General features: G+C 62.3%; 23 protein-coding genes. 15 read left to right on the forward strand and 8 right to left on the reverse strand.

Features of this window, described 5'->3' with window-relative positions; all coding sequences use genetic code 11:
• Nucleotides 1-26: 26 nt before the first annotated feature.
• Genes ACYP01_RS01085 through ACYP01_RS01095 form a run of 3 tightly spaced genes read left to right on the forward strand, consistent with a single transcriptional unit; the run spans nt 27 to nt 4464 of the window.
• Nucleotides 27-1436 (forward strand): dihydrolipoyl dehydrogenase family protein, encoded by a 1410-nt coding sequence (locus ACYP01_RS01085; RefSeq protein WP_116058288.1) that lies wholly within the window; start codon nt 27-29, stop codon nt 1434-1436.
• Between the two features lie 29 nt (nt 1437-1465).
• The gene (locus tag ACYP01_RS01090) at nt 1466-2995 is read left to right on the forward strand and encodes a carboxylesterase/lipase family protein (RefSeq protein WP_003946388.1); all 1530 of its coding nucleotides are present in this window, start codon (nt 1466-1468) and stop codon (nt 2993-2995) included.
• The gene (locus ACYP01_RS01095) at nt 2992-4464 is read left to right on the forward strand and encodes a carboxylesterase/lipase family protein (protein WP_447000733.1); all 1473 of its coding nucleotides are present in this window, start codon (nt 2992-2994) and stop codon (nt 4462-4464) included. The genes ACYP01_RS01090 and ACYP01_RS01095 overlap by 4 nt, the downstream gene beginning before the upstream one ends.
• A gap of 7 nt (nt 4465-4471) precedes the next feature.
• Here ACYP01_RS01095 and ACYP01_RS01100 read toward each other — a convergent pair whose 3' ends face one another.
• Nucleotides 4472-4897, reverse strand: coding sequence for a hypothetical protein (locus ACYP01_RS01100; protein ID WP_003946354.1), 426 nt, complete (start codon nt 4895-4897; stop codon nt 4472-4474).
• On the reverse strand, nt 4894-5484 hold the full coding sequence (locus ACYP01_RS01105; RefSeq protein WP_003946400.1) for a helix-turn-helix domain-containing protein: 591 nt from the start codon (nt 5482-5484) through the stop codon (nt 4894-4896). The genes ACYP01_RS01100 and ACYP01_RS01105 overlap by 4 nt, the downstream gene beginning before the upstream one ends.
• 166 nt (nt 5485-5650) lie before the next feature.
• Here ACYP01_RS01105 and ACYP01_RS01110 point away from each other — a divergent pair, with 166 nt between their 5' ends.
• From ACYP01_RS01110 to ACYP01_RS01135, 6 genes are all read left to right on the forward strand, one after another.
• Nucleotides 5651-6436 carry an aldolase gene (locus tag ACYP01_RS01110; protein WP_054831664.1) on the forward strand — a complete coding sequence of 262 codons (786 nt, stop codon included), beginning with the start codon at nt 5651-5653 and terminating at the stop codon, nt 6434-6436.
• 33 nt (nt 6437-6469) lie between these two features.
• Nucleotides 6470-7372, forward strand: coding sequence for a dihydrodipicolinate synthase family protein (locus ACYP01_RS01115; protein ID WP_459678252.1), 903 nt, complete (start codon nt 6470-6472; stop codon nt 7370-7372).
• A gap of 58 nt (nt 7373-7430) precedes the next feature.
• On the forward strand, nt 7431-8291 hold the full coding sequence (locus tag ACYP01_RS01120) for an SDR family oxidoreductase (protein ID WP_003946390.1): 861 nt from the start codon (nt 7431-7433) through the stop codon (nt 8289-8291).
• Nucleotides 8291-10084, forward strand: a complete 1794-nt coding sequence (locus ACYP01_RS01125; RefSeq protein WP_459678256.1) for a DEAD/DEAH box helicase family protein — start codon at nt 8291-8293, stop codon at nt 10082-10084. The genes ACYP01_RS01120 and ACYP01_RS01125 overlap by 1 nt, the downstream gene beginning before the upstream one ends.
• A gap of 199 nt (nt 10085-10283) precedes the next feature.
• On the forward strand, nt 10284-10760 hold the full coding sequence (locus ACYP01_RS01130) for a nitroreductase/quinone reductase family protein (RefSeq protein WP_003946395.1): 477 nt from the start codon (nt 10284-10286) through the stop codon (nt 10758-10760).
• A 57-nt stretch (nt 10761-10817) separates the two neighbouring features.
• Complete coding sequence (locus ACYP01_RS01135; protein WP_459678258.1) at nt 10818-11597, forward strand: DUF427 domain-containing protein; 780 nt, start codon at nt 10818-10820, stop codon at nt 11595-11597.
• 30 nt (nt 11598-11627) lie between these two features.
• Here the strand turns inward: ACYP01_RS01135 and ACYP01_RS01140 are convergent, their stop codons facing one another.
• Nucleotides 11628-12860, reverse strand: coding sequence for an MFS transporter (locus ACYP01_RS01140; protein ID WP_459678261.1), 1233 nt, complete (start codon nt 12858-12860; stop codon nt 11628-11630).
• A gap of 72 nt (nt 12861-12932) precedes the next feature.
• Here ACYP01_RS01140 and ACYP01_RS01145 point away from each other — a divergent pair, with 72 nt between their 5' ends.
• The gene (locus ACYP01_RS01145) at nt 12933-13808 is read left to right on the forward strand and encodes a LysR family transcriptional regulator (RefSeq protein ID WP_007727651.1); all 876 of its coding nucleotides are present in this window, start codon (nt 12933-12935) and stop codon (nt 13806-13808) included.
• Here the strand turns inward: ACYP01_RS01145 and ACYP01_RS01150 are convergent.
• The 4 genes from ACYP01_RS01150 to cobF all read right to left on the reverse strand — a co-directional run bounded on the left by ACYP01_RS01150 (nt 13801) and on the right by cobF (nt 17910).
• Entirely contained in the window at nt 13801-14667 is an 867-nt protein-coding gene (locus ACYP01_RS01150; protein WP_007727653.1) for an Fpg/Nei family DNA glycosylase, read from the reverse strand. The genes ACYP01_RS01145 and ACYP01_RS01150 overlap by 8 nt on opposite strands.
• Before the next feature lie 40 nt (nt 14668-14707).
• Nucleotides 14708-15883, reverse strand: coding sequence for a GGDEF domain-containing protein (locus ACYP01_RS01155; protein ID WP_459678264.1), 1176 nt, complete (start codon nt 15881-15883; stop codon nt 14708-14710).
• A gap of 43 nt (nt 15884-15926) precedes the next feature.
• Nucleotides 15927-17093, reverse strand: a complete 1167-nt coding sequence (locus tag ACYP01_RS01160) for a GGDEF domain-containing protein (RefSeq protein ID WP_459678266.1) — start codon at nt 17091-17093, stop codon at nt 15927-15929.
• A 76-nt stretch (nt 17094-17169) separates the two neighbouring features.
• Nucleotides 17170-17910 carry a precorrin-6A synthase (deacetylating) gene (gene cobF, locus ACYP01_RS01165; protein WP_042921340.1) on the reverse strand — a complete coding sequence of 247 codons (741 nt, stop codon included), beginning with the start codon at nt 17908-17910 and terminating at the stop codon, nt 17170-17172.
• An 86-nt stretch (nt 17911-17996) separates the two neighbouring features.
• Between cobF and ACYP01_RS01170 the strand changes: the two genes are divergently transcribed.
• The 5 genes from ACYP01_RS01170 (at nt 17997) to ACYP01_RS01190 (ending at nt 22142) form a co-directional block, all read left to right on the forward strand.
• Nucleotides 17997-18797 (forward strand): thymidylate synthase, encoded by an 801-nt coding sequence (locus ACYP01_RS01170; protein WP_003946427.1) that lies wholly within the window; start codon nt 17997-17999, stop codon nt 18795-18797.
• 2 nt (nt 18798-18799) lie between these two features.
• Complete coding sequence (locus ACYP01_RS01175) at nt 18800-19291, forward strand: dihydrofolate reductase (protein ID WP_003946393.1); 492 nt, start codon at nt 18800-18802, stop codon at nt 19289-19291.
• 84 nt (nt 19292-19375) lie between these two features.
• Nucleotides 19376-19708 carry a cupin domain-containing protein gene (locus ACYP01_RS01180; protein ID WP_003946336.1) on the forward strand — a complete coding sequence of 111 codons (333 nt, stop codon included), beginning with the start codon at nt 19376-19378 and terminating at the stop codon, nt 19706-19708.
• A 19-nt stretch (nt 19709-19727) separates the two neighbouring features.
• Nucleotides 19728-20423, forward strand: a complete 696-nt coding sequence (locus ACYP01_RS01185; protein ID WP_064111746.1) for a hypothetical protein — start codon at nt 19728-19730, stop codon at nt 20421-20423.
• Between the two features lie 27 nt (nt 20424-20450).
• The gene (locus tag ACYP01_RS01190; protein WP_042921348.1) at nt 20451-22142 is read left to right on the forward strand and encodes a sensor histidine kinase; all 1692 of its coding nucleotides are present in this window, start codon (nt 20451-20453) and stop codon (nt 22140-22142) included.
• Nucleotides 22143-22145: 3 nt separating this feature from the next.
• Here ACYP01_RS01190 and ACYP01_RS01195 read toward each other — a convergent pair whose 3' ends face one another.
• The gene (locus ACYP01_RS01195; RefSeq protein WP_003946380.1) at nt 22146-22784 is read right to left on the reverse strand and encodes a response regulator; all 639 of its coding nucleotides are present in this window, start codon (nt 22782-22784) and stop codon (nt 22146-22148) included.
• Between the last annotated feature and the right edge of the window lie 31 nt (nt 22785-22815).

Below are 22815 nucleotides of genomic sequence, written 5' to 3' on the forward strand. Positions count from 1 at the left end.
GGACCGATCCGACATACCGTGGAGGCATGACCGACGAATTCGATGTCATCGTGATCGGCGGTGGGCCCGCCGGCGAGAACGCCGCCGCGTACGCCATCGCCGGAAGTAATCGCACCGCCGCAATCGTGGAACACGAACTCGTCGGCGGTGAATGCTCGTATTGGGCCTGTATGCCCAGCAAGGCACTACTGCGCCCGGGGCAGGTCCTCGAGGCGGCCGACGCCTTGCCCGGGATCCCGGCCGGACCGCTGGACGTCGATGCCGTTCTGAAACGGCGCGACTCGTTCACCCACAACCACGACGATTCGTCCCAGGTCGACTGGGCAACCTCGGCGGGCATCACCGTGATCAAAGGCCACGGGGTCATCGACGGCGAGCGAGCAGTGACCGTCGACGGGACCCGTAAGCTCCGCGCCCGCCAGGCCGTCGTACTCGCCACGGGAACGACCGCCACCGTCCCGAAGACACCGGGATTGCGCGAGGCACTCCCGTGGACCTCGCGCGATGCGACCAACCTGCACGAGGTTCCGTCGCGAGTGGCGGTCATCGGCGGCGGAGTGGTCGCAACGGAGTGCGCAACGTGGTTGTCGTCGTTCGGCGCTCACGTGACGTTGCTCGTGAGGGGCGATGCTCTGTTGAAATCAGCAGAACCGTTTGCCGGAACGATGGTGGCCGAAGCACTCGGCGCCCGCGGTGTGGACGTTCGACTGAGCACTGCCGTCAACTCGGTCTCACGCCCCGATGCCAAGGACACCGGCGAAGGTCACATCCACGGTGGACCCGTCAGCATCGAGACATCGTCCGGCGTGATCGAAGTCGACGAGGTCATCGTCGCGGCGGGCCGCGGCCCGACCTCAGCCGATCTCGGCTTGTCCGTCATCGGCCTCGAGGACGGCAAGTACGTCACGACCGACGATCACCTCTGCGCCCAAGGTGAATGGCTATACGCAGTCGGCGACATCAACGGTCGTTCTCCCCTCACCCACATGGGCAAGTATCAGGCGAGAGTCTGCGGAGACGTCATCGCCGCGCGGGCCGAGAGTCGCGGGCTCAGTGGACCTCGATACACCGCGTCGGCGGACAACGGACAGGTCCCCCAAGTGGTGTTCACCTCACCCGAGATCGCCTGGGTGGGACGCACCGAGAAGAAAGCTCGCGACGACGGCTACGACGTCGAAGTCGTGGAGATCGAACTCGCCGTCGCGGGATCTTCGCTGCTGCGCGACGACTACTCGGGGCGCGCGAAGTTGGTGATCGACAAGGCCACCGACGTGATCCTCGGCGCTACCTTCGCCGGGCCCGAAGTATCCGAGCTGGTGCATGCGGCGACAATCGCGGTCGTCGGCGCCGTACCACTGGAAACTCTCTGGCATGCGGTGCCCTCGTATCCGACGGTCAGTGAAGTCTGGCTTCGATTGCTGGAGGCTCGCCGCTGACGCGCTCCCGAAGTACGTATAGTCGCGACATGGCGTCCGACATACTTGTGACCACGGCCGACGGCACCCTGCGCGGCCGCCGGGTGGGAAAACTTCGTGCCTGGCGCGGAATTCCCTACGCCCGGCCGCCGGTCGGAACACTGCGTCTGACGCGACCCCAGCCGGTCACGCCGTGGACCGGAGAACGCGACGCGACCAGGTTCGGCGACGCGTCTGTCCAACACAAGAAGGGGCTGTTGCTCGCGCCCGGGAAGTACCAGCCGAGCAGCGAGGACTGCCTGACGCTCAACGTGCTCGCCCCCGCGAACACCGGCAATACTCCGCGTCCCGTCATGGTTTTCATCCACGGTGGGGCAAACACCATCGGGACCTCGGCCACCGGCTTGTACTCGGGCGTGTCCCTCGTCGAACGCGGCGACGTCGTCTACGTCTCGATCAACTACCGGCTCGGCGCTCTGGGCTACCTCGATTTCACCCCGTTCTCCACATCCGAGCGCGTATTCGACTCCAACCTCGGACTGCGCGATCAGGTCGCGGCCCTGCAGTGGGTGCAACGCAACATCGCCGCCTTCGGTGGGGATCCTGAAAAAGTCACGATTTTCGGTGAATCCGCCGGAGCCACCGCCGTCACCACCCTGATGGCGACTCCGGCCGCCAAGGGACTCTTTGCCGGCGCTATCGCCGAGAGTTCGGCTCCGGATCTGGTCTCGAGCACGCAGCGATCGCATGCCTGGGGCGCGCGTTTCGTCGAGATCCTCAATTCCGGCCTACCACCCGCGAAGGCCCTGACCTCGGCGACAGCCGTCGAATTGGGCAGAGCCGGAAGCAGACTGGGCGCCGAGGTACTCGCGAACACACCTGGACTACATCCCTTCGGACCGGTCGTCGACGGCGACTTCCTGCCGCGCTCCCCCTTGGACGCATTCAAAGAAGGATCGGCACACCAGGTGCCGATGATCATCGGCACCAACAGACGGGAGGGGACGCTGTTCCCGAAGGTGCTCGACGCACTTCCGACCAACCCGTCGCGCATCGACACCATGTTTGCCCTCACCGATCCCGAGGCCGGGAAGCGCATCCTCGCGACCTATCCCGGCTACCCGGACGAGCAGTCCGCGATCGACGTCGGCGGAGACGTCACGTTCTGGCACCCGTCCGTGGAGTTGATGCAAGCGCACGCACAATCGGCGCCGACATACGCCTACCGATTCGACTTCGCGCCGACGATGATGCGCTGGCTCGGCCTCGACGCCACACACGGATTCGAGATGTTTGCAGTCTTCGGCATCGGTGACACCCTTGTCGGGCGCGGCCTCACCCTTCCCGGCGGTCGACGCGGACTGCGCGCAGTCACCGAATCTGTTCAGGGACACTGGCTTCACTTCGCCGAGCACGGCTCGCCGCGCGGATCGTGGCCGCGCTACGAGGGGCAGGAGCGTCGGACCATGATCTTCGACGAGATCGTCCGCGTCGAGAACGATCCCAGACGTGAACAACGCTTGGCCTGGGCGGGATACAGCGGTTACCGTAGCCACGGCACCGACATCTCCCTACCGTGACGAGCCCCCTCGAGATCACTCTCGATTCCGGGGTCGTACGCGGGCGCCTCGATCGAGGACTGCGCACCTGGCGAGCAATCCCCTACGCAACGGCCCCGACCGGTCCTTGGAGATTTCGCGCACCGCAGCCGGTCGAGGCTTGGCATGGTGTCCGCCCGGCGGAAGCATTCGGCTCTCCGTCTCCGCAGCGCAAGAGCAATTTCGACGAGAACTCACTCTTCGTCAATGTCGTGGCTCCGCAGGTACCGTCGGATTCGTTGCGACCGGTCATGGTTTTCATTCACGGCGGCGCGTACAACGGCGGGAATCCGTCGACGCCCATGTACCGCGGAACGAGCCTGGTCGAACGTGGCGACATCGTCTACGTCTCGATCCAATATCGTCTCGGCGCGTTGGGCTACCTCGATTTCAGTGAATATTCCACTGCGGAAAGATCATTCGAGACGAACCTCGGATTGCGCGATCAGATCGCCGCGATGACGTGGGTCCAACGCAACATCGCCGCTTTCGGCGGCGACCCGAACGCCGTCACCGTCTTCGGTGAATCGTCCGGCGCCAACGCGGTCACCACTCTGATGGCAACGCCGGCGGCACGAGGGCTGTTCGCCCGGGCCATCGCTCAAAGTCCGCCGGCTGCTTCGGCATACGGAAAAGAGCGAGCGCACCGTTGGGCACGCGAGTTCCTCGAGATCGCACAGGCTCCGGATACCGATCCGGGATCGTGGCTGCGCTCCGCTTCGGTGAACGACCTGGTCGCTGCCGGCGAAGAACTTGCGCGCCGCGGCGCGGACGAAGAACCCGGAACGCGGGCATTTGCCCCCGTGGTGGGTGACGACGTCCTTCCCGAACACCCGCTCGACGTGTTCGCCGCCGGACGCGCCCACCCCGTTCCGCTGCTCGTCGGTTCGAATCTCCACGAGGGAAGAATCTTCCCGCGCGTTCTCGACATCTTGCCTACCGACCCGGTTCGGATCGAGAAGATGTTCTCCCACACCACCCCTGAAGTGAAAGCACGTGCGCTCGCGGCGTATCCCACGTATCCGCACCGGTTTGCTGCCGCAGATCTCGGCGGCGACATCACGTTCTGGGAGCCCGCGATACTCTGCGCACAGGGTCATTGCCAGGTAGCTCCTACCTACAGTTACCGCTACGATTTTGCGCCTCGCCTGCTCAGACTCGTCGGCATGGGCGCTACCCACGCCACCGAATTGCTTGCGGTCTTCGGGCGTTCGGATGCACTCACCGCGGCCTTGACCGCGGTCGGTGGGCGCCGCGGACTGACTGCGGTGACCTCCACCATGCAGCGCCACTGGATCCATTTCGCCCGCCACGGAGTGCCGGACCGGGATTGGCCCGCCTACTCCGTACCGGAGCGGCAAACAATGATCTTCGACGAGACGTCCCGAGTGGAGAACGACCCGATGGGTGAGCGTCGACGGGCTTGGATCGGCTACGAGCACAGGCGCTGAAGCCCGATCAGAAGAACTGACCTTTCACGAAACCTGCGAGTAGTACGGCAAATCCGCCCACCTCACCGAGGATCAGCAGAAACATCCCGAGGTGCAGGGGCGGACCGGCGGACTCGAACTGATTGTCGGTGTCCTTCATCGCACCGTGAGCGATGTAGCTGAATATCGCTGCGAGAAAGAAGAACACGACCACTGCGGCACTGGTCAGGTTGATCCACGTCGGCCACGCACTGAGTTCGACGAACACCGCGATCAGCAGCGTCGCAAACGAGTACATCAGGGCAGCGCGGTGTGCGATGTCGACATACGGATGGGCGAGGTGATTGTCCGAAGTGGCCATCTGTCGGTATTTCCAGATTCCCAGGCACAGGGAGAGAAGGAAGATCAGACCGGCCGCGAGAAGCGTCAGTGTCGTGTCGATCCCCAGCGTCATCTGCCCACCCCGCAGTGCGTTTCCAGCGAGTCACCGCTGGGTGATCCAGCCGAAGGCTTGTCGTAGACGACAACCAGCACCACCGCACGATCCGCCGACACCGACCGCATCCGGTGCGGCGTATTCGCGTCGAAGTACAAGCTGTCGCCGGCGTCGAGGTGCATCGTCTGCCCGGGGATTTCGAATTCCACGGATCCGGAATGCACGAACACGAACTCCTCTCCCGTGTGGTCCATGAACTTGGGACCCATCACGGAGGCCGGATGAACCACGAACGGCTGCATGGCCTTTCCGACCAGTGAGGGCGCGATCGGATCGTAGACGGAAGACTGCACGGAGTTGGCCGGGTCGATCACGCGGTCCTTCGCGCGCACGATCGTCATGGCATTTCCCTCCATACTGTCCGAGAACAGTTGCCCCACATCGGCGTCGAGCACACGCGCAATCTTGAGTGCCACCGCGATCGACGGGGTACTGATACCCCGCTCGACCTTGGAGAGATAGCTCTTCGTCAGACCGGTCTGCTCGGCCAGGCCCTCGAGCGTCAGACCGGCACGACGCCGATGTGTTCGCAAAAACGCTGCCATTCGGTTCCCCTCACGAGACTTTGTGTCATTACCCTACCAATACATTGACCTGCGGTGATCAGCGATGCAGGAATCGAGGGTTGCACATTTCCGCCCTATATGACACTTTGTGTCTTATAGGTGACTGAATGTCATTGATTCCCGGGTCCCGAGAAAGGCACACCCTATGACCGACACGATGCATGCGAGCAAGCAGGAACTCATGGCCACCGCCGAGACGAAGATGCTCACCGAAGTAACGACAGGTAGTTGGACTCTTCGACAGAAGATCGCACTGACCTGCCGGGCACTGTCGGACGCCGGCCACGACTCCGGCCTTGCCGGACAGATCTCCGCCCGCGGTGAGCAGCCAGGAACGTTTGTCACACAGCGACTCGGCCTCGGGTTCGACGAGATCACCGAGGACAACCTCCTGCTCGTCAACGAGGATCTCGAAGTCCTCGACGGGGAAGGCATGCCGAACCCCGCCAACAGGTTCCACAGTTGGATCTACCGCGCACGACCCGACGTCAACTGCATCGTCCACACACACCCACTACATGCGACGGCGCTGTCGATGCTCGAGATTCCCCTCGTCGTCTCCCAAATGGACATCGCGCCGCTCTACGACGACTGCGCATTTCTCGCCGACTGGCCCGGGGTTCCCGTGGGAAACGAGGAGGGCGAGATCATTTCGGCTGCACTCGGCGACAAGCGGGCAATTCTGCTCGCCCACCACGGCCAACTCGTCGTCGGCAACACGGTCGAAGAGGCATGCTCTCTCGGGCATCTGATCGAGCGAGCGGCCAGACTGCAGTTGCTGGCGATGGCTGCCGGAGACATCAAGCCGCTACCGCCTCGCCTGGCGAAGGAGGCACACGATTGGACACTGACTCCTCGGCGCAGCGAGGCGAACTTCGCTTACTACGCCCGTCGCGCTCTCCGCAATCATCCCGACACACTGACCAACTGACTTTTGTTTCCCACCAACAGAACTGAGAGCCTCATGAGCAGCACCATCAAGGGAATCGTCGCCTATCCCATCACCCCGTTCGACCGGGACACCGGAGCATTCGACCCCAAGCCGCTACACACGCTCCTCGACAGCATGATCAGCAGTGGTGTCGACGCGATAGCCCCACTCGGCAGTACGGGCGAGAGCGCCTATCTCGACGATGCAGAGTGGGAGACGGTAGCTCGGGAGACTGTCGACTACGTCGACCGCCGAGTCTCCACCGTCGTCGGAGTGTCGGATCTGACGACGACGGGAGCACTCCGCCGAGCATCGATCGCGGCAGACGCCGGAGCCGACGCAATGATGATCCTCCCCACGTCGTACTGGCATCTGGGTGAGCAGGAGATTCGTGAACACGTCACCGCGGTGGCCGATTCCGTCGACATTCCCACGATGATCTACAACAATCCGGCCACCACCGGGATCGACATGTCGCCGGAGTTTCTCGTCGATCTCGTCTCCACCGTCGACGGCATCACGATGATCAAGGAATCCACCGGCGACATCACCCGGATGAACCGCATCAACGAACTGAGCGGTGGCACGATCCCCTTCTTCAACGGCAGCAATCCTCTTGCACTGCAATCTTTCTCTGCCGGTGCAAGCGGATGGTGCACGGCAGCCCCGTGTCTGGCCCCCGAACAGGTGGTGCACTTCTGGCGTCTACTCGAATCCGGTGATCGGTCGGGTGCCGCCGCTGTGTTCGAACAGATCGAGCCGCTACTGAAGGTCCTCGTCAGTCGCGGACTGCCGTCGACGGTCAAAGCCGGGTTGGAATCTCTCGGCGTCGACGCCGGCCTTCCCCGCCGGCCCCTGCTGTCCCTCGACGACAACACCAGGACAGCTTTGTCCGACGCTCTGTCGGTGGCTCGCGGTGTAATCGTCGCGTCGTGACCTGACGTGGGAGTGGGTTCCGGCAAGATGGGATGCACACCGACGAAGGAGGGGCACCATGTCCGTAGATTCACGGTCTGCGAGGATCGCCGTCACCGGCGCGACCGGTCATATCGGCGGACTGGTGGCCCGGTCGTTGGCCGACGCCGGTGTCCCGCAGCGGCTGATCGCACGGTCGGTCAACCGATTACCGCAGCTCCCCGGTGCCGATTCGGCCGAGACCACGTACGGGGATCAGGAGCGCGCTCTCGCGGCTCTGGCCGGAATCGACACCCTCTTCATGGTCTCGGCGGCCGAAAGCGCAGATCGCCTGGATCAGCACCGCACCTTCATCGACGCCGCCGCGGAGGCCGGGGTCAGGCACATCGTGTACACGTCTTTCCTCGGCGCTGCTCCGGACGCGACGTTCACGCTCGCTCGCGATCACTGGGTCACCGAAGAACATATCCGCGCTTCCGGGCTCGCATTCACCTTCCTGCGCGACAGCTTCTACCTCGATTTCCTACCCGCTCTCGCCGGTGAAGACGGTGTGATCCGCGGACCCGCAGGGGACGGTCTCGTCGGCGCGGTAGCGCGCTCCGACATTGCTGCCGTCGCTGTGTCGGTTCTGCAGGATCTGGATTCTCATGTCGGACAGACGTACAACCTGACCGGACGGGAGGCACTGACGCTCTCCGAGGCCGCGAGCATCATCACCGAAGTCACCGGCAAGCGGACCACGTACGTCGAGGAAACGCTCGAGGAAGCTTACGAATCGCGGGCGTCGTACAACGCACCCGCTTGGGAACTCGACGCATGGGTGTCGACGTACACCGCAATCGCGCAGGGTGAATTGGCGCTGATCACGGGCACCGTGGAGGACCTTGTCGGCCGGCCCGCGCTCACGCTGCGTGAATTCCTCACAGCAGAAACCGCCTGATGCCACCACGCAAAGCAACCACGGCACGCAAGACTGCCGCAAAGAAGGCTGCACCGAAAAAGGCTGCACCCAAGAGGAACACGACCAGAAAGACCGCCCCGAAGAAGACTGTCGCAAAGAAGAGCTCACGCGCGACGATCCCGGATGTGCCGACTGCCGGCCCTGGTGAGAGAGTCTGGCTCCTCGACGTTCCCTTTCGGACGCCGGCGCCTGGTGCGCAGTTCGTCAAGAAATGGAAGAGCTACGCGTGGGTCGGTACGGAGTTGCCCGTAGAACTCGCTCCATTCACGGCACTCCCCTTCTCTTATCAGCAGTGGGTAGAGGACGACATCAATGACAGCACCGGTGAACGTCCCGTTGCTGCACCCAAAATTCCTCGGCCCGAGCAGGTTTCGGGGGCTGCAGCCGTCGTCGATGCCGCTCGCGCCGGCAAACGCGGGTTTCTGTTGGCAGACAATGCAGGCCTGGGTAAGACGCTGATCGCAGTGATGTCGGCCAAGACGATCGCCGAGGAGCGCGGCGAAACCAACATCCTCGTCCTCGTCGATCGACCCGCACAGATCACCATTCCGCATTGGCGCTATTCCATCGCCTCGGTGGGCGACGGTGGATTCCGCTGGCTGATCATGTCGCCTGACCAATTGAAGAAGCTGATCGCGCGAAACGGCCGCCCCAAGTACACGTTCGGTGTGGTGATTGCAGACGAGGCCCAGCTGTACAGCAACGACACACAGCGCACGGCGGCATTCGAGAAGGTCGCGCGCTTTTCGAATGCTCACGAGCAAGCGCCGTTCGTCCTGTCCGTGACGGCAACACCGGGACACACGCCGGCCGACCAGCGTTACCTGGCACCGCTTTTCGCGCAGCTGCATTCAGAACCTTCGGAGTACTGGTCCGACCTGGGCGCCAGGCTGGTCGAGTCCGGCCTTCCGCTGGACAAGTCCTACGGGAAGTGGACGTGGAGCGCAGAGGCGAAGGAATCACCTACGCTGCAATCTCGAGCGCTCGAGACCGTGCGTGGGTGGATGTCGAACAGCAAACCGCCCTTGATGATTCATCGACCGACTCCGTGGGGACCTGTTCCACTCGACGGTATGCCGATCGACCTCACCCATGCCCAGCGCGCCGAGTACGAGACCGAGTGGGCCGAGTACGCCTACGAAATGGGATTGGCCCGCAAGAGTCGCAACATCGCGCGCGGCCGTGCGCTGGTTCTGCGCTACCGACAGAAAGCGGGCATGATCCGCGCCGAGTCGACGGCACAGTGGGCGCAGGCGCAGGTCAAGGCAGGCAAGCAGGTGTTGGTGGCCGTCGAATTCGTCTCCACGGCAGGTGATCCACTGGTCGAGATGATCGAAGACGCCGGGATCTCGGTGGCAAAACTGTTCGGTGCGGTGCCGGACAAGGAGGGTCAACGTCTGCGGTTTCAACGCGGGGACGCACCGGTCATCGTCTTCAATGTCACGACCTCGATCTCGCTCCATGCCAACGAAGCACTCCCGGACGGCACTCACGCGTCCCCGTTGCCACGGACGGGAATCTTTCATCAACCGCGATACTCAGGGATCGCGGCAGAACAGACGTTCGGTCGGTCGCATCGCGACTACCAGACGTGCCCGTGGGTCATACCCTTCGGCGTAGGCACCAAGGAAGAGGACGTCGCCACGGTCATGTTGCGCAATCTCAATTCGGTCACAGGTCTGAAAGGTGGTGATCGATCCGGTCTGCGGTCGCTGTCCGAACTGCTCGGCGTCGAGTGGCTCGAGCCTGATGTCTTGACCTCGGAGGGTTGATCTTCCAACGACCGTCCAACGCGCACAAACGAACGGTTTCGGCGGTATGCCCCAATTCTACTCCACCAAAACCGAATTCGGCTGACCGCTTCATTCCTTTCGGGACCTTGGGACTCAGGTATCTGTGACCAGACGTGGCAGACTCTTTCGAGTCGAGGTGCACCAGCCTCGAAACAGTGCCGAGAATGCGAGGGGTCCGATGCGCAATATCTACCGGTCATTGATGCGCAATGTCGGCCATACACAATGGTTCTCGGATCTCGGCAAGGATCTGGTTCCGCTCGATCGAGCAGTGCAGAGAGTGTCGGGAGGCAAGCTCTCGCTGGTCGGAGAGAACACCGTGACTCAGCTACTGCTCACCACGACGGGCCGTAAGACCGGCCGTTCTCGAACCACGCCACTCCTGTACGCACCCGACGGCGATGCGTTTGTCGTCGTCGGTTCGAACTGGGGGCAGGATACGCATCCAGCATGGACACTCAATTTGATGGCAAACCCCACCGCAATCGTGACAGTGAAGGGCGTCGAAATACCGGTCGGTGCGAGTCTGGCGGAGGGCGCCACGCGTAAGAAGCTGTGGGAGCTCGCGACCACCACGTGGCCGCCGTACGAAACCTACGCCGATCGAGCATTCGGGCGCCAGATCCGCGTATTTCGACTCCAACCTGTCAAATAACTGCTGCCGGGCGCAGGATGGGAAGGACCACCCTGCCGATCTCAGGAGCATTCGCGAATGTCCACAGCACTGACTCACGCAGAAGACACACAGATCACAGCTTCCAACGGGCGGATCGCACTGGAGCCGAACCCCCGCCGAATTCGAGCCTTCTTCGCTGGTCACGCCGTCGCAGACACCACTCGTTCGGTATACCTTTTCGAACGCGGCCGCCTGCCGATGTACTACATCCCCCTCGCGGACGTTCGTACCGAATTCCTCGTCCCGACGTCGACGACCACCCATTGCCCATGGAAAGGTGACGCCACCTACTGGACGATCGAGATCGGGGATCGCCGGGCCGAGGACGCCGTCTGGACCTACCCTGAACAGTTCGACGGTTCCCTGGATCTGAGTGAGTACGTCGCATTCTATTGGGATCGCATGGACGCCTGGTACGAGGAGGATCAACAGGTCTTTGTCCACGCCCGCGATCCATACGTACGTATCGACGCACTCCCCTCGTCCCGCCACGTCCAGGTCTTTGTCGGCGACGTACTGGTCGCCGAGACGAGACGACCCAGACTGCTCTTCGAAACCGGACTGCCCACGCGGTACTACATTCCGAGAATCGACGTTCGCAGCGAGTACTTTGCGCCGTCCCCGACCACCACGGCCTGCCCCTACAGGGGCACTGCGTCGTATCTGTCGTTCACCGGCACAACCGAACTCGCTCCGATCGAGGATCTGGCGTGGTTTTATCCGTTCACTACCGCCGAAGCGTCCGGGATCGACGACCACGTGTCGTTCTATCCCGAACGCGTCGGCAAGATCCTGGTGGACGGTGCCGAAATCTGAAAGGTGCTGGAGCCGAGAAGGTGTGGGTGCCTACCCCACTGCAACAGGGGATTCCGGGATTCGCAGTTCAGCCGTCTCCAGTCGGCGATCATGCACCCACACCATCGCCGTTGCAACGGAGAAGACCAACCCGGCGATGCACACTCCGTTCCAGCCGTACGACTTCCACACCACTGACCCCACCGCCGAGCCCACGGCAGCACCGACGAAGTAGGTGGTCATGTACACGGAATTCACACGCGAACGTGCTTCGGGGACAAGGGCGTAGATCACGTTCTGGTTGCTGACGTGCACTCCCTGCAGCGCGAGGTCGGCAAGGACGATGGCAACGAGAAACCACACCACGTGGGTGGCACCGGCGACAAAGGGAAGCCACGACACCAAGAGAATCGCGATGGCGCCGCCGGTCGCCAGCTGACCCAATCCCTGATCGGCCAGTCTGCCCGCCACCGTCGCCATCAAAGCTCCCGCCACACCGAGTAGTCCGACCAAGCCGATTTGAGTGTCGCTGTAGCCGAATTCGCCGGACAGAAGAAAGGCCATCGTCGTGAAGACGGTGCTGACAGCAGCAAAAGCCAGTCCGCCCATGGCCGATCGGGTTCTCAGGCGCGGCAAGGTCGCGGCCAACTTCCCTACCGAAGCGAGCGTTGCGCGGTAGCTTGCCTTCGGGCGATCTGCGGAATCGGAAGGCAGAGATCGCCACAATGCCACGGCCATCACCACCATCAGCACCGCCGCAACCTTGTATACCGTCGACCAACCTCCCAGTCCGGAGAGGACGCCGGCAACGCTGCGCGCCAGCAGGATTCCGATCAGCAGTCCGCTCATGATCGTGCCGACCACCTGACCGGACCTCTCAGGTTCGGCCAGTGAGGCGGCAAACGGAATGAGCACCTGGGCGGCGACCGAAAAGACTCCAGCGACAGCGATTCCCACGGCCAGCGTGGCAAAGTTGGGCGCAAATCCGCTGACCGCTTGACCGGTCGCCGCCAGCAGCATGAGCCCTACCGTCAGCTTGCGTCGGTCCACCATGTCGCCCACCGGAACCAGAAGTATCAATCCGAGTGCATACGCGACCTGCGCGATGGTCACCGTCGCGGCCGCTGCGGAGGCCGACACATTCAGGTGATCTGCGATGGAATCGAGGAGTGGCTGGTTGAAATAGTTACCGCCCGCGCACAGGCCCGTCGCCGCAGCCATCAGCAGCACTATCGGTAGTCCGAGCCTCGGACGCGCGTCGCTTGAAATCATGTCGTCAAGCATGACCGCCTACACCGACGCGCGTCCAATAGATAGATATGCATGATCTATCTCCAGAAACGATAGATTGGTGCAATGGAACTACGTCACATCCGCTACGCCCTGGCAGTCGCGGAAGACAGACACTTCAGCCGAGCAGCGTCGCGGTTGCACGTTTCCCAGTCCGCCTTGAGTGCCCAGATCAGAGACCTCGAAAAGGAACTGGGAGTCGAATTGTTCAACCGGAACAGCCGAAACGTCGGCCTGACTGCTGCAGGCGAGGTTTTTGTCGCCCGCTCCCGCGAGGTACTCGGCGCCGTGTCGAGACTCGTCAGTGATGTCTCGGCACGGAGCAACGAGCAAGTGCGGTTGACGGTCGGCACCATCACCTCGGCGGGGCGCGTCGACGTCGGACGCGCGCTGGCAGATCTGACACGGCGCCACCCTGCAATCAACATCACCGCGCGACCGTACGGCAGTGAAGTAGTTATCGAAGGAGTCCGGTCCGGTGCAATCGACGTCGGCATTGTCGGATTGGCCGCAGGTCGCCTACCCAAGAGCTTTGCCGCCGCGCCGCTGTGGAGTGAACCCACCGCAGCGTTCGTTGCTCCTGACCATCCCTTTGCCCAGGCTTCGTCGATCAGGCTCGAAGACCTACGCGATCACACTCTCGTGGACTTCGCCTCCGGCAGCGAGGCCCGTGTCCAAACCGACCAAGCCTTCGCCGAATCACAGGTCCCTCGGGGAAAAACACTTGAAGCCAACTCGGTAGACCTGATCTGTTCACTGACCGCCAACGGCCTGGGCGTAGGTTTGCTCCCCCAGTCCATGAGCGCCCTGCACCCCGAATTGGTCTGTATTCCGATCACCGATGCGCCGCATCGGATCGTCCACGCAATCACCGAACCCACCCATTCGTCGGCACTCGCCCGCGAGTTCGTCGAACTACTCGCAGCACAGTTCGCTACTTGAGCAGTTTCGACATTCGCCTGTCCGCCAACGGCTTACCGCCGGTCTGGCACGTCGCACAGTATTGAAAAGAACGCTCCGCGAACGACACTTCGCGTACGACGTCACCGCACACCGGGCACGGAAGTCCGGTACGAGCATGCACTCGCATCCCCGAGCGTTTCTCACCCTTGAGCCGGGCCGCGTCCTGACCTTCCGAACGCTCGATCGCGTCGGCCAGCGTAGATCGCATCACGGCATACAGCGTCGAAATCTGATCCGGCGTCAGCCGCGACGAGGTCGCGAAAGGCGAGAGTTTCGCGGTGTGGAGGATCTCGTCCGAGTAGGCGTTCCCGATACCGGCGATCAACGACTGCTCGACTATCGAGTTCTTGATCCGCGCCGACGTTCCGCCCAGAATCTGTGCGAACTCGGCTTCGGTCACGGCCATCGCGTCCGGCCCCAACCGGGCGATGCCCGGAACCTCCTGCGGATCGTTCACGACCCAGACGGCGAGGCGTTTCTTGGTGCCGGCTTCGGTGAGATCGAATGCCGGCGTCAACCCTTCGGGTGTGAAGAAATGAACGCGCAGCGCCAACGGCCCCTTCCCCGGCTTCGGCGGCGTCGCCGATGGATTGTCCAGCCAGCGCATCCAGCCGGCACGGGAGAGATGCGTGACCAACCACAACCCGTCGCAATCCAGAGCCAGATGCTTCCCGAAGCGGGCGGCGCCCGTGACGTCACGCCCCTGCAGAGCAGTGATCGGCGGATCGAAGGTCTTGAGCACACTCAATGCAGCGATGTCGACGCGTCCCACCACTGCGCCGACCGCGTGCTGACGAAGGAACCCTGCCAGCGCTTCCACCTCGGGTAGTTCAGGCATGGCAACAGACTAACGCCGACCACGGACACTCACAGCGCGCTCAGTCCGTTTCCGTCTGCAGCACCACCGAATGCCCACCGCGTGCCTTCGCGGAGTACATCGCCCGATCCGCTCGCCGCAGCAGAGTCGGGTAGGCGACCAGCGCATCATCCGCTGATTCGAAAGGCCCTGCGATCTTCGCGATTCCGACGCTCATCGCCACCTCGGGATGATCGGGCGAGGTGATCGTCGAACGGAGTAACTCATGTTCGAGTCGATGGAACGAGCGTTGATCGACCGAATCGACGATGACGAACTCGTCGCCGCCTATCCGTGCGATCAAGGCCGCCGGGCCGGCGCATTCGACCAGCCTCGATCCGACTTTTTCGATCACGGCGTCACCGACGGTATGTCCGTACTCGTCGTTGATGGCCTTGAATCGATTGATGTCGACGGCGGCGACTACCAAGAGCGCCGAGTGCGTGTACGACCGCTCCAGCAACAGTCGTACTTCGTCGGCCAGTCCCCTCCTGTTGAGCAGTCCCGTCAGTGGGTCCAATTGCGAGTTCAACGCGTCGGTGCCGAGGATGGAGAAAATGAACTGACAGGCAAAGGGAATCACGTAGATTGCCGCGCCGACCAGTACTACCAACGCGACCAGAACCGGAACATCCACATCGTTTTCGACCACTGCCGTACGTGTCACGATGCCGATGACCACGACGAATACCCACAACATGTGAAGGCTCTGTATTCGAGCATTGTGGAAGAACGCGATGTATCCGCCGATCACCGAGAACATCACGGCGTGTGCCAGTGCTGCAAGTGGATTGGAGTACAGCAGCATTGCGGCCGCTATTCCCACTTCCGAGTAGAGCACAAAGGCGTAAGACCAGGAACGGGAGAGATTTCGCCTCGTCGAGAGGGCGACGGCCATCATCACGGTTATGACCATGATGACTGCGTTCGCGGAGCGCGCGTGCGCAGTGGTCGGTCCCTGTGGACTGAAGCGAGTGAGGAACATGATCACGGTGACCAGTACCAACGAGCAGACGACGAGAAACCGCGAGGAGACGGTCAACCCTTTGTCCGCGAGATAGCGATTGAAGGTGTCGAATTGGTCCGGACGCCGATACCAATCGACAAGTTGAGAAGAGATCAGCCGGAACGCGGGACCCGAGAGCGGTCGTCGAGACGCCACGGCGTCCGAACGCTCAACACTCTCGGCAGATTCCATAGTGTCAGGGTAATCCAGTCAACTCCCCGCAATCAGACAATTTTCACTGTTTGCCGTCCCACATCACAACCTGATCGCCGCCGGCGGCCTTCGCGCGGTACATCGAGGCATCGGCTACTCGAAACAGTTCCGTCAACTCCTCGTCGGAAATAATCGACGACCATTCGGCAGAGGTGATCGCGACTCCGACGCTGGTGGTCACTACCGGATCACGATTGTCGATTCGCAAGTGCCTTCGCAGATTGTCTTCGAACGCAGGCGCTGCGCCGACGTCTATCGTGTCTACCAACACGAACTCGTCCCCACCGAATCTGGCGAAGAGCGCCTTCTCGCCGCCGCACCACCGCAGTCGATCAGCAATCTGGCGAAGTACGAGATCGCCTTCGTCGTGCCCCTGTGAGTCGTTGACGCTCTTGAACGAATCGACATCGACAATCGCGACGACATACGACGACTTGCTCGACGCATGCCCCGTCGCCCCCATTTCGACAACAGCTCGCTGCAGCCCGCGCCGATTCAGAAGCCCTGTCAACGGATCCACATCCGAACTGTCCGCGTCGGAGCCGAGAAGTGAGAGGACGAACTGGCAGGCGAACGGGATGACCACGATCCCGGTGGCGATGATCAGGCACAGTGCTGTGGCCAACGCAGGATCCGCGTAGACCGCAACCTTTCGGCCGACCACTGCCAGAACCACGATGGACAGCGCGATGTGAACCGCCTGGAGTCTCGCGTTGTGAAAGTACGCGATGTAACCACCGATCAGTACGAAGAGCACACACTGGATCAACCCGATGAAAGGGTCGTTGTTCAAGAACACACCGACGAATACGCCGACCTCGCAGTAGGCGACAAAGAAGTACGACCACCGACGCGTGATTTCGGGCAGAAGGCAGAAGAGCACGATCACCGCAATCGTGACGGCGATGATAACGGCGTTGACGACGCTGGTGACGTGGTTGTGCACGCCAGCGTCGCTGAAGCGCAGCAGAGTCATCGCAATGATGACCGTCGTCAGCGAGCCGATGACCAGCAATCGGACAGCTAGCTCCAGGCCCTTCGTGGCGAGGTATCGATTGAAACTGTCGAATTGATCAGGACGCCGATACCACTGAACCAGAAGGTCGAAAGCCGACTTCACAGCTGATTTTTCACGGCCACGCGGCGCGGGCAGAATCGACTGCAGTCGGTCCTGCCCGAACGATGTCATGCGCAGATCATAGGTGCGCAGACCGTCGTTCGGGATCAAGAGTGCAGGATCGAGGCGGCAAATTCAGGGTCGGTTGTCAGCGCCGAACGAGGTACGTATCCATGATCCAACCGTGCTTCTCACGCAACTCCGCCCGGCGAGCGACGATCTGATCTTCGACGTCACGCAGTTTGCCGGAAATCAACTCCTCGTCCGGGGTCCCGAGGTACGCGCCCCACCAGATCTCGGCGTCGTTTTCGCTTACCTGAGTGAAGGTGCAATGCGCGTCGAGCATCACGACGGCATTGTCCACGCCGTCGGGCAATCCCTCGGCCAGTTTGCGGCCGGTCGTGATGTGGATGGGTTCGCCGATTCGGTTCAGGACGATCCGGTGTTGTGCAGCCAGCGACTGCACGCTGGTGATTCCCGGGATGACGGAGTAGTCGAACGAAACTCTCCCGCGAGCGAGCACGCGCTCGACGATCCGCAGAGTGCTGTCGTAGAGGGAAGGGTCACCCCAGACGAGAATCGCGCCGACGCCAGGTTCGGCCGCGAATTCCGCTTCGAATTTCGCGGCCCGACGCTCGTGCCAGTCCTCGACAACCCCCTCGTAATCGGTGGGGGTTCGGTCCCGCGGCGGGTCCGTGATCTCGACCACCTTGTAGTCGAGGTGAACGTGCTCGTCGAGAATGCCGGTGCGCAAGTCGACCAGGGCCTGCTTCTCGTCACCCTTTCCGATGATGAAGAAGGTATCGGCCCTGTTCATAGCCTTGATCGCCTGAACCGTCACCTGGTCGGGATCACCAGCACCGATACCGATCACCAAGAGTTCGCGCATGTGCCGAGGCTATATTGCCGTGCGCCTTTATTAACCGCGGGAGGTTAATAAAGGCGCACAGCAGGGCAGGCCCTAGACTGATTCCCGTGACTGTCTCCACTGCTTACGAAGACCTCCTCCGGCTCGTCATGGAGACGGGTACCGCCAAATCCGATCGAACCGGAACCGGCACCCGCAGCATCTTCGGTCACCAGATGCGTTTCGATCTTGCCGACGGCTTTCCGCTCGTCACCACCAAGAAGGTCCACCTCAAGTCGATAGTCAACGAACTCCTGTGGTTCCTGCGCGGCGACTCCAACGTGGCGTGGCTGCACGAGCACGGCGTCTCCATCTGGGACGAGTGGGCCGACGAGAACGGTGAACTCGGCCCCGTCTACGGCGTCCAGTGGCGTAGCTGGCCCACCCCTTCGGGCGAGCACATCGACCAGATCACGCAGACCGTCGAGACCCTGCGCTCCAACCCCGATTCGCGGCGGATCATCGTTTCGGCGTGGAACGTCGCCGACATTCCGCAGATGGCCCTGGCGCCGTGCCACGCTTTCTTCCAGTTCTACGTCGCCGACGGCAAGCTCTCCTGCCAGCTGTACCAGCGCAGCGCCGACATGTTCCTCGGCGTTCCGTTCAACATAGCCAGCTACGCGCTGCTCACCCACATGATGGCCCAGCAGGCCGGACTCGACGTCGGCGAGTTCGTCTGGACCGGCGGCGACTGCCACATCTACGACAATCACGTCGACCAGGTGACCGAGCAGCTTGGCCGCGAACCGCTGCCGTTGCCGACCCTGAAGCTGAACAAGCGCGACTCCATCTTCGACTACACATTCGAGGACGTGGAGATCGTCGACTACCAGCACCACCCCGCGATCAAAGCCCCGGTAGCGGTCTGACGATGACCGATCGCACAGTCACCCTCATCTGGGCGCAGGCCCACGGCGGCGTCATCGGCGCCGACAACTCGATCCCGTGGCGCGTGTCCGAGGACATGGCTTACTTCAAACGCGTCACCATGGGCCATCCGGTAATCATGGGGCGGCGCACCTGGGACTCCATTCCATCGAAGTTCCGTCCGTTCAGCGGGCGTCGGAACATCGTCGTCACACGCGATCCGCAATGGCACGCCGAAGGCGCCGAGGTGGTCCGCAGTCTGGACGACGCCCTGGCGTTGCCGGACGGTGACGTCTTCGTCGTCGGTGGCGGGCAAATTTATTCGGCTGCACTGCCATTCGCGACGCATCTACTGGTGACCGAGATCGACCTCGACATCGCCGGTGATGCTTTTGCTCCCGAGATCGGCCCCGAATGGAACCTGAAATCCGACGAGCCCTGGCAGACCTCGGAGAAGAGCGGCCTGCGCTTCCGCTGGTTGGAGTACACGCGCTGACCGACTTCCGCCGATAACGAGGCACCTCGCGAGTGAGTCGGTCATACTCCAAGAAGGACATTCACCGCTTCCGAGAGGTCTTCGATGGACAAGAAGTCACTGACCGCTCTCGCTCGCCAACAGTTGAAACTGGCGGGCTCGGCGACCAGCGGTCGCAGTTCACAAACCGTCTACGGTGGCCACCAGCGCAGCCTGCGACAGACGGTGATCGCGCTGAGCGCCGGCAAGAGCCTCGCCGAACACGACAGTCCGGGCGAAGCCACGTTGTTGGTCCTGAGCGGGAAGCTGAATCTTGTATGTGGGAGCGACCAGTGGAAAGGATCCACGGGTGATTTCCTGACCGTCCCGGCCGACCGGCACAGCGTCGAAGCGCTCGAAGACGTTGCATTTCTACTGACCGTCGCCATGAAGGGCTGAAATCGGTAGCGTCTTCCGCGTGAGCGAAACCGTGATCGAAGTGTCCATCGTCGCAGCCCCGTCCGTACTCTGGCCCGCGCTGCGCGACCCGTCGCTGATTCGACGTTGGTTCGGCTGGGAGTACGACGGACTCGACGACGAAATCACCCAGATCTACTCCACCGCTGAGGCCGACCCCGAAGCGTTGACGCTGAAACTCGGAAACGGCGACCGTTTCTCACTTCGCGAACAGGACGGCAAGACGGTCGTCCGCATCGACCGACCGGCCAAATCTGCCGACGACGACTGGTACGACGACATCACCGAGGGCTGGACGACATTCCTCCAGCTGCTCAGATTCGCAGTGGAGCACCACGGACTGGCCGAGCGTGGAACCATTTATCTCGACGGCCTTCTGCTCCCCGGTGAGAACGTGGCAAGCGTCCTCGGGCTCACCGAAATCGAATTGGAAGCAGGAAGTCGGTACGCGGTGACAATCGCTCCCGGCGACTATTTCGAAGGCGTCGTCGACTACGTCACCGACCACCAATTCGGGTTGACAGTCGAGGATCTCGGCCCTGGCCTGCTGTCTGTCGCCACCCAGTCGGTGACGGCGCAGCGGCCCGACGGAGGCATGTCCATCCTGCTGACCACCTACGACCTGAGCGATGACGAGTTCGACGAGATCAAGCATCACTGGTCGTCGTGGTGGGAAGGTCGCCGCCAGGAGAGCTGACGTTCGGTGAGGCGATATGCTTCGACCATGGTCGAAGCTTCGGGTCACAGTCCGGCACGTACGTTCGGCGAGTTGCTCGACCGCCTGGGCGATTCCAATGCCGACATACCGACACTCCACCGCCTGCTCGAGGCGGTCCTGGTGGTCGGCTCCGGCCTGGACCTCGACCTGACGCTTCAACGGATCATCACCTCTGCGACAACGGTTCTGGATTGCCGCTACGGCGCCCTGGGGGTCGCGGCGCCGGGGGGCGGGCTCTCGGAATTCGTGTACGAGGGAATCTCCGGGTCCCAACGCGCGACCATGGGACATTTCCCCGAAGGTCATGGCGTGCTGGGTGTTCTGATGAATCACCCGCAGACTTTGCGTGTGGCCCATCTCGGCGACCATCCCGAATCGGTGGGATTCCCCGCAAATCATCCACCGATGGAGAGCTTCCTCGGAGCGCCGATCATGATGCGGGGAAAGGTGTTCGGAAGCATCTACCTGACCGAGAAGCGGGGACAGGCCGAGTTCACCCAGGAAGACGAGGTCATTCTCGAAGCCCTCGCCATCGCAGCCGGTATCGCTGTGGAAAACGCCCGACTGTTCGAGCAGTCACGAACTCGTGAAAGATGGCTCACCGCAACATCTGCCATCCGCTCGCGGTTGCTGGCCGGTGACTCGCTCGAGGACGGCCTGCAACTTCTTGCCAGTCGCGTTCGGGACCTGACCGGCGTCGACGACGTGATCGTGGTGATCTGCGAGAACGGCTACGCACAGGTTCACGCCGCGGCCAGCGCCCGGACCACGTCACGTGGAGTCAGAATCCCGGCGACCACTTATCCGTTCGACGTGGTGCGGAGCACTCGAAAGCTACAGGTACTCACCACTTTAGGCGCACTCACCGAACTGGTGCCGTCGGCTGGGAGTGCGGTCGTGGCACCGATGTGCGTCGCCTCGGGTGTAGTCGGCGCGGTCATCGTGGCGTCGAATTCCACCAACACACACTGGGATCACGACGAACTGACCCGGATCGAGTCGATGGCCGAACTCGGCTCCGTTGCAATCGAGTTCGACGAGAAACAAAAGGCGCAACGCCTGTTGTCCGTTCTCGCCGACCGCGACCGCATCGCACGAGACCTGCACGACAACGTCATCCAGCGACTGTTCGCGAGCGGAATGAGCCTGCAGAGCACGCTTCCGGACGAGACCCTCCCGGAGTCGGCGCGCGCGATTGTCAAACGATCTCTCGAACAGCTCGACAAGACAGTCCGCGAGATCCGGACAACCATCTTCGATCTGCAGACTCCGACGGCCACCGATTCGTCGAGCCTGCGCCGGCGCCTCCTCGATGTCATCGGCGACGCCACCGCACAGTCCGCTGTGACCCCGAGCGTCCAATTCTCCGGCGCCATCGACACTCTGGTGAATCCCGGGATCCACCAGCACGCCGAAGCCGTGCTGCGTGAGGGGTTGAGCAACGTCCTTCGGCATGCACACGCACGCCACATCACCATCGCTGTCACCGCGGACGTCGAATTTGCGATCACGATCGAGGACGACGGCGTCGGACTCCCCTCCGACTTCCACAAGAGTGGACTGCACAATCTGGAGCGCCGCGCCGAACATTGCGGCGGTACGTGCACGATCGTCAATCACGATCCGAGCGGTGCACGCCTGCTCTGGCGAGTACCGCTCGGTCGCACCAACTCGAATCGACCGAAATCCGGTCGTTAGATCCTAGCGACTGCCGCTACGGATTTCGGTCGCCAGCACCGCAGCCTGAGTACGACGCTGCATGCCCAGCTTCGAGAGCAGACGCGTCACGTAGTTCTTGACCGTCTTCTCCGCGAGGAACAATCGCGCGCCGATCTCCCGGTTGGTGAGCCCCTCTCCGATGAGATCGAAGACTGCTCGCTCCTGATCGGAAAGTTCGGCCAACGGATCAGCTGTACGGTCGCTGCGGATCCGCTGCATCAGCGCCTCGGTTGCACGACTGTCGAGCAGTGAACCGCCGCGCCCGACTGTGCGGACTGCAGCGACCAGATCGGTTCCGAGAATCTGCTTGAGGACGAATCCCGAGGCGCCCGCCATGATCGCGTCGAGCAACGCCTCGTCATCGGCGTACGACGTGAGCATCAGGCAGCGGAGGTCGGGAAGCATCGAGCGGAGTTCTCGGCACAGTTCGACGCCGTTGCCGTCAGGCAGGCGTACGTCCAGAACAGCGACGTCGGCGTTGCTCTGCGGTACCGCGGCCAGCGCTTCCCCCACGGACGCCGCCTCGCCCACCACCACGAAGTCCTCGACCCCACCGAGTAGGTCGAACAATCCGCGTCTGACGATCTCGTGATCGTCGACCAGGAATATCCGCGTTGTCATCGAACCCCTCCAAAAGACATCTCACGTCGAA

Source organism: Rhodococcus sp. no. 34 (genome assembly GCF_054589475.1).

Coding starts and splice junctions, on each gene's coding strand:
- ACYP01_RS01190 (WP_042921348.1), top strand. CDS start 20,451: ATGGTCGAAGCTTCGGGTCACAGTCCGGCACGTACGTTCGGCGAGTTG.
- cobF (WP_042921340.1), bottom strand. CDS start 17,910: ATGCGCGAACTCTTGGTGATCGGTATCGGTGCTGGTGATCCCGACCAG.
- ACYP01_RS01120 (WP_003946390.1), top strand. CDS start 7,431: ATGTCCGTAGATTCACGGTCTGCGAGGATCGCCGTCACCGGCGCGACC.
- ACYP01_RS01125 (WP_459678256.1), top strand. CDS start 8,291: ATGCCACCACGCAAAGCAACCACGGCACGCAAGACTGCCGCAAAGAAG.
- ACYP01_RS01150 (WP_007727653.1), bottom strand. CDS start 14,667: ATGCCTGAACTACCCGAGGTGGAAGCGCTGGCAGGGTTCCTTCGTCAG.
- ACYP01_RS01180 (WP_003946336.1), top strand. CDS start 19,376: ATGGACAAGAAGTCACTGACCGCTCTCGCTCGCCAACAGTTGAAACTG.
- ACYP01_RS01115 (WP_459678252.1), top strand. CDS start 6,470: ATGAGCAGCACCATCAAGGGAATCGTCGCCTATCCCATCACCCCGTTC.
- ACYP01_RS01145 (WP_007727651.1), top strand. CDS start 12,933: ATGGAACTACGTCACATCCGCTACGCCCTGGCAGTCGCGGAAGACAGA.
- ACYP01_RS01175 (WP_003946393.1), top strand. CDS start 18,800: ATGACCGATCGCACAGTCACCCTCATCTGGGCGCAGGCCCACGGCGGC.
- ACYP01_RS01155 (WP_459678264.1), bottom strand. CDS start 15,883: ATGGAATCTGCCGAGAGTGTTGAGCGTTCGGACGCCGTGGCGTCTCGA.
- ACYP01_RS01140 (WP_459678261.1), bottom strand. CDS start 12,860: ATGCTTGACGACATGATTTCAAGCGACGCGCGTCCGAGGCTCGGACTA.
- ACYP01_RS01160 (WP_459678266.1), bottom strand. CDS start 17,093: ATGACATCGTTCGGGCAGGACCGACTGCAGTCGATTCTGCCCGCGCCG.
- ACYP01_RS01135 (WP_459678258.1), top strand. CDS start 10,818: ATGTCCACAGCACTGACTCACGCAGAAGACACACAGATCACAGCTTCC.
- ACYP01_RS01085 (WP_116058288.1), top strand. CDS start 27: ATGACCGACGAATTCGATGTCATCGTGATCGGCGGTGGGCCCGCCGGC.
- ACYP01_RS01130 (WP_003946395.1), top strand. CDS start 10,284: ATGCGCAATATCTACCGGTCATTGATGCGCAATGTCGGCCATACACAA.
- ACYP01_RS01110 (WP_054831664.1), top strand. CDS start 5,651: ATGACCGACACGATGCATGCGAGCAAGCAGGAACTCATGGCCACCGCC.
- ACYP01_RS01195 (WP_003946380.1), bottom strand. CDS start 22,784: ATGACAACGCGGATATTCCTGGTCGACGATCACGAGATCGTCAGACGC.
- ACYP01_RS01105 (WP_003946400.1), bottom strand. CDS start 5,484: ATGGCAGCGTTTTTGCGAACACATCGGCGTCGTGCCGGTCTGACGCTC.
- ACYP01_RS01100 (WP_003946354.1), bottom strand. CDS start 4,897: ATGACGCTGGGGATCGACACGACACTGACGCTTCTCGCGGCCGGTCTG.
- ACYP01_RS01090 (WP_003946388.1), top strand. CDS start 1,466: ATGGCGTCCGACATACTTGTGACCACGGCCGACGGCACCCTGCGCGGC.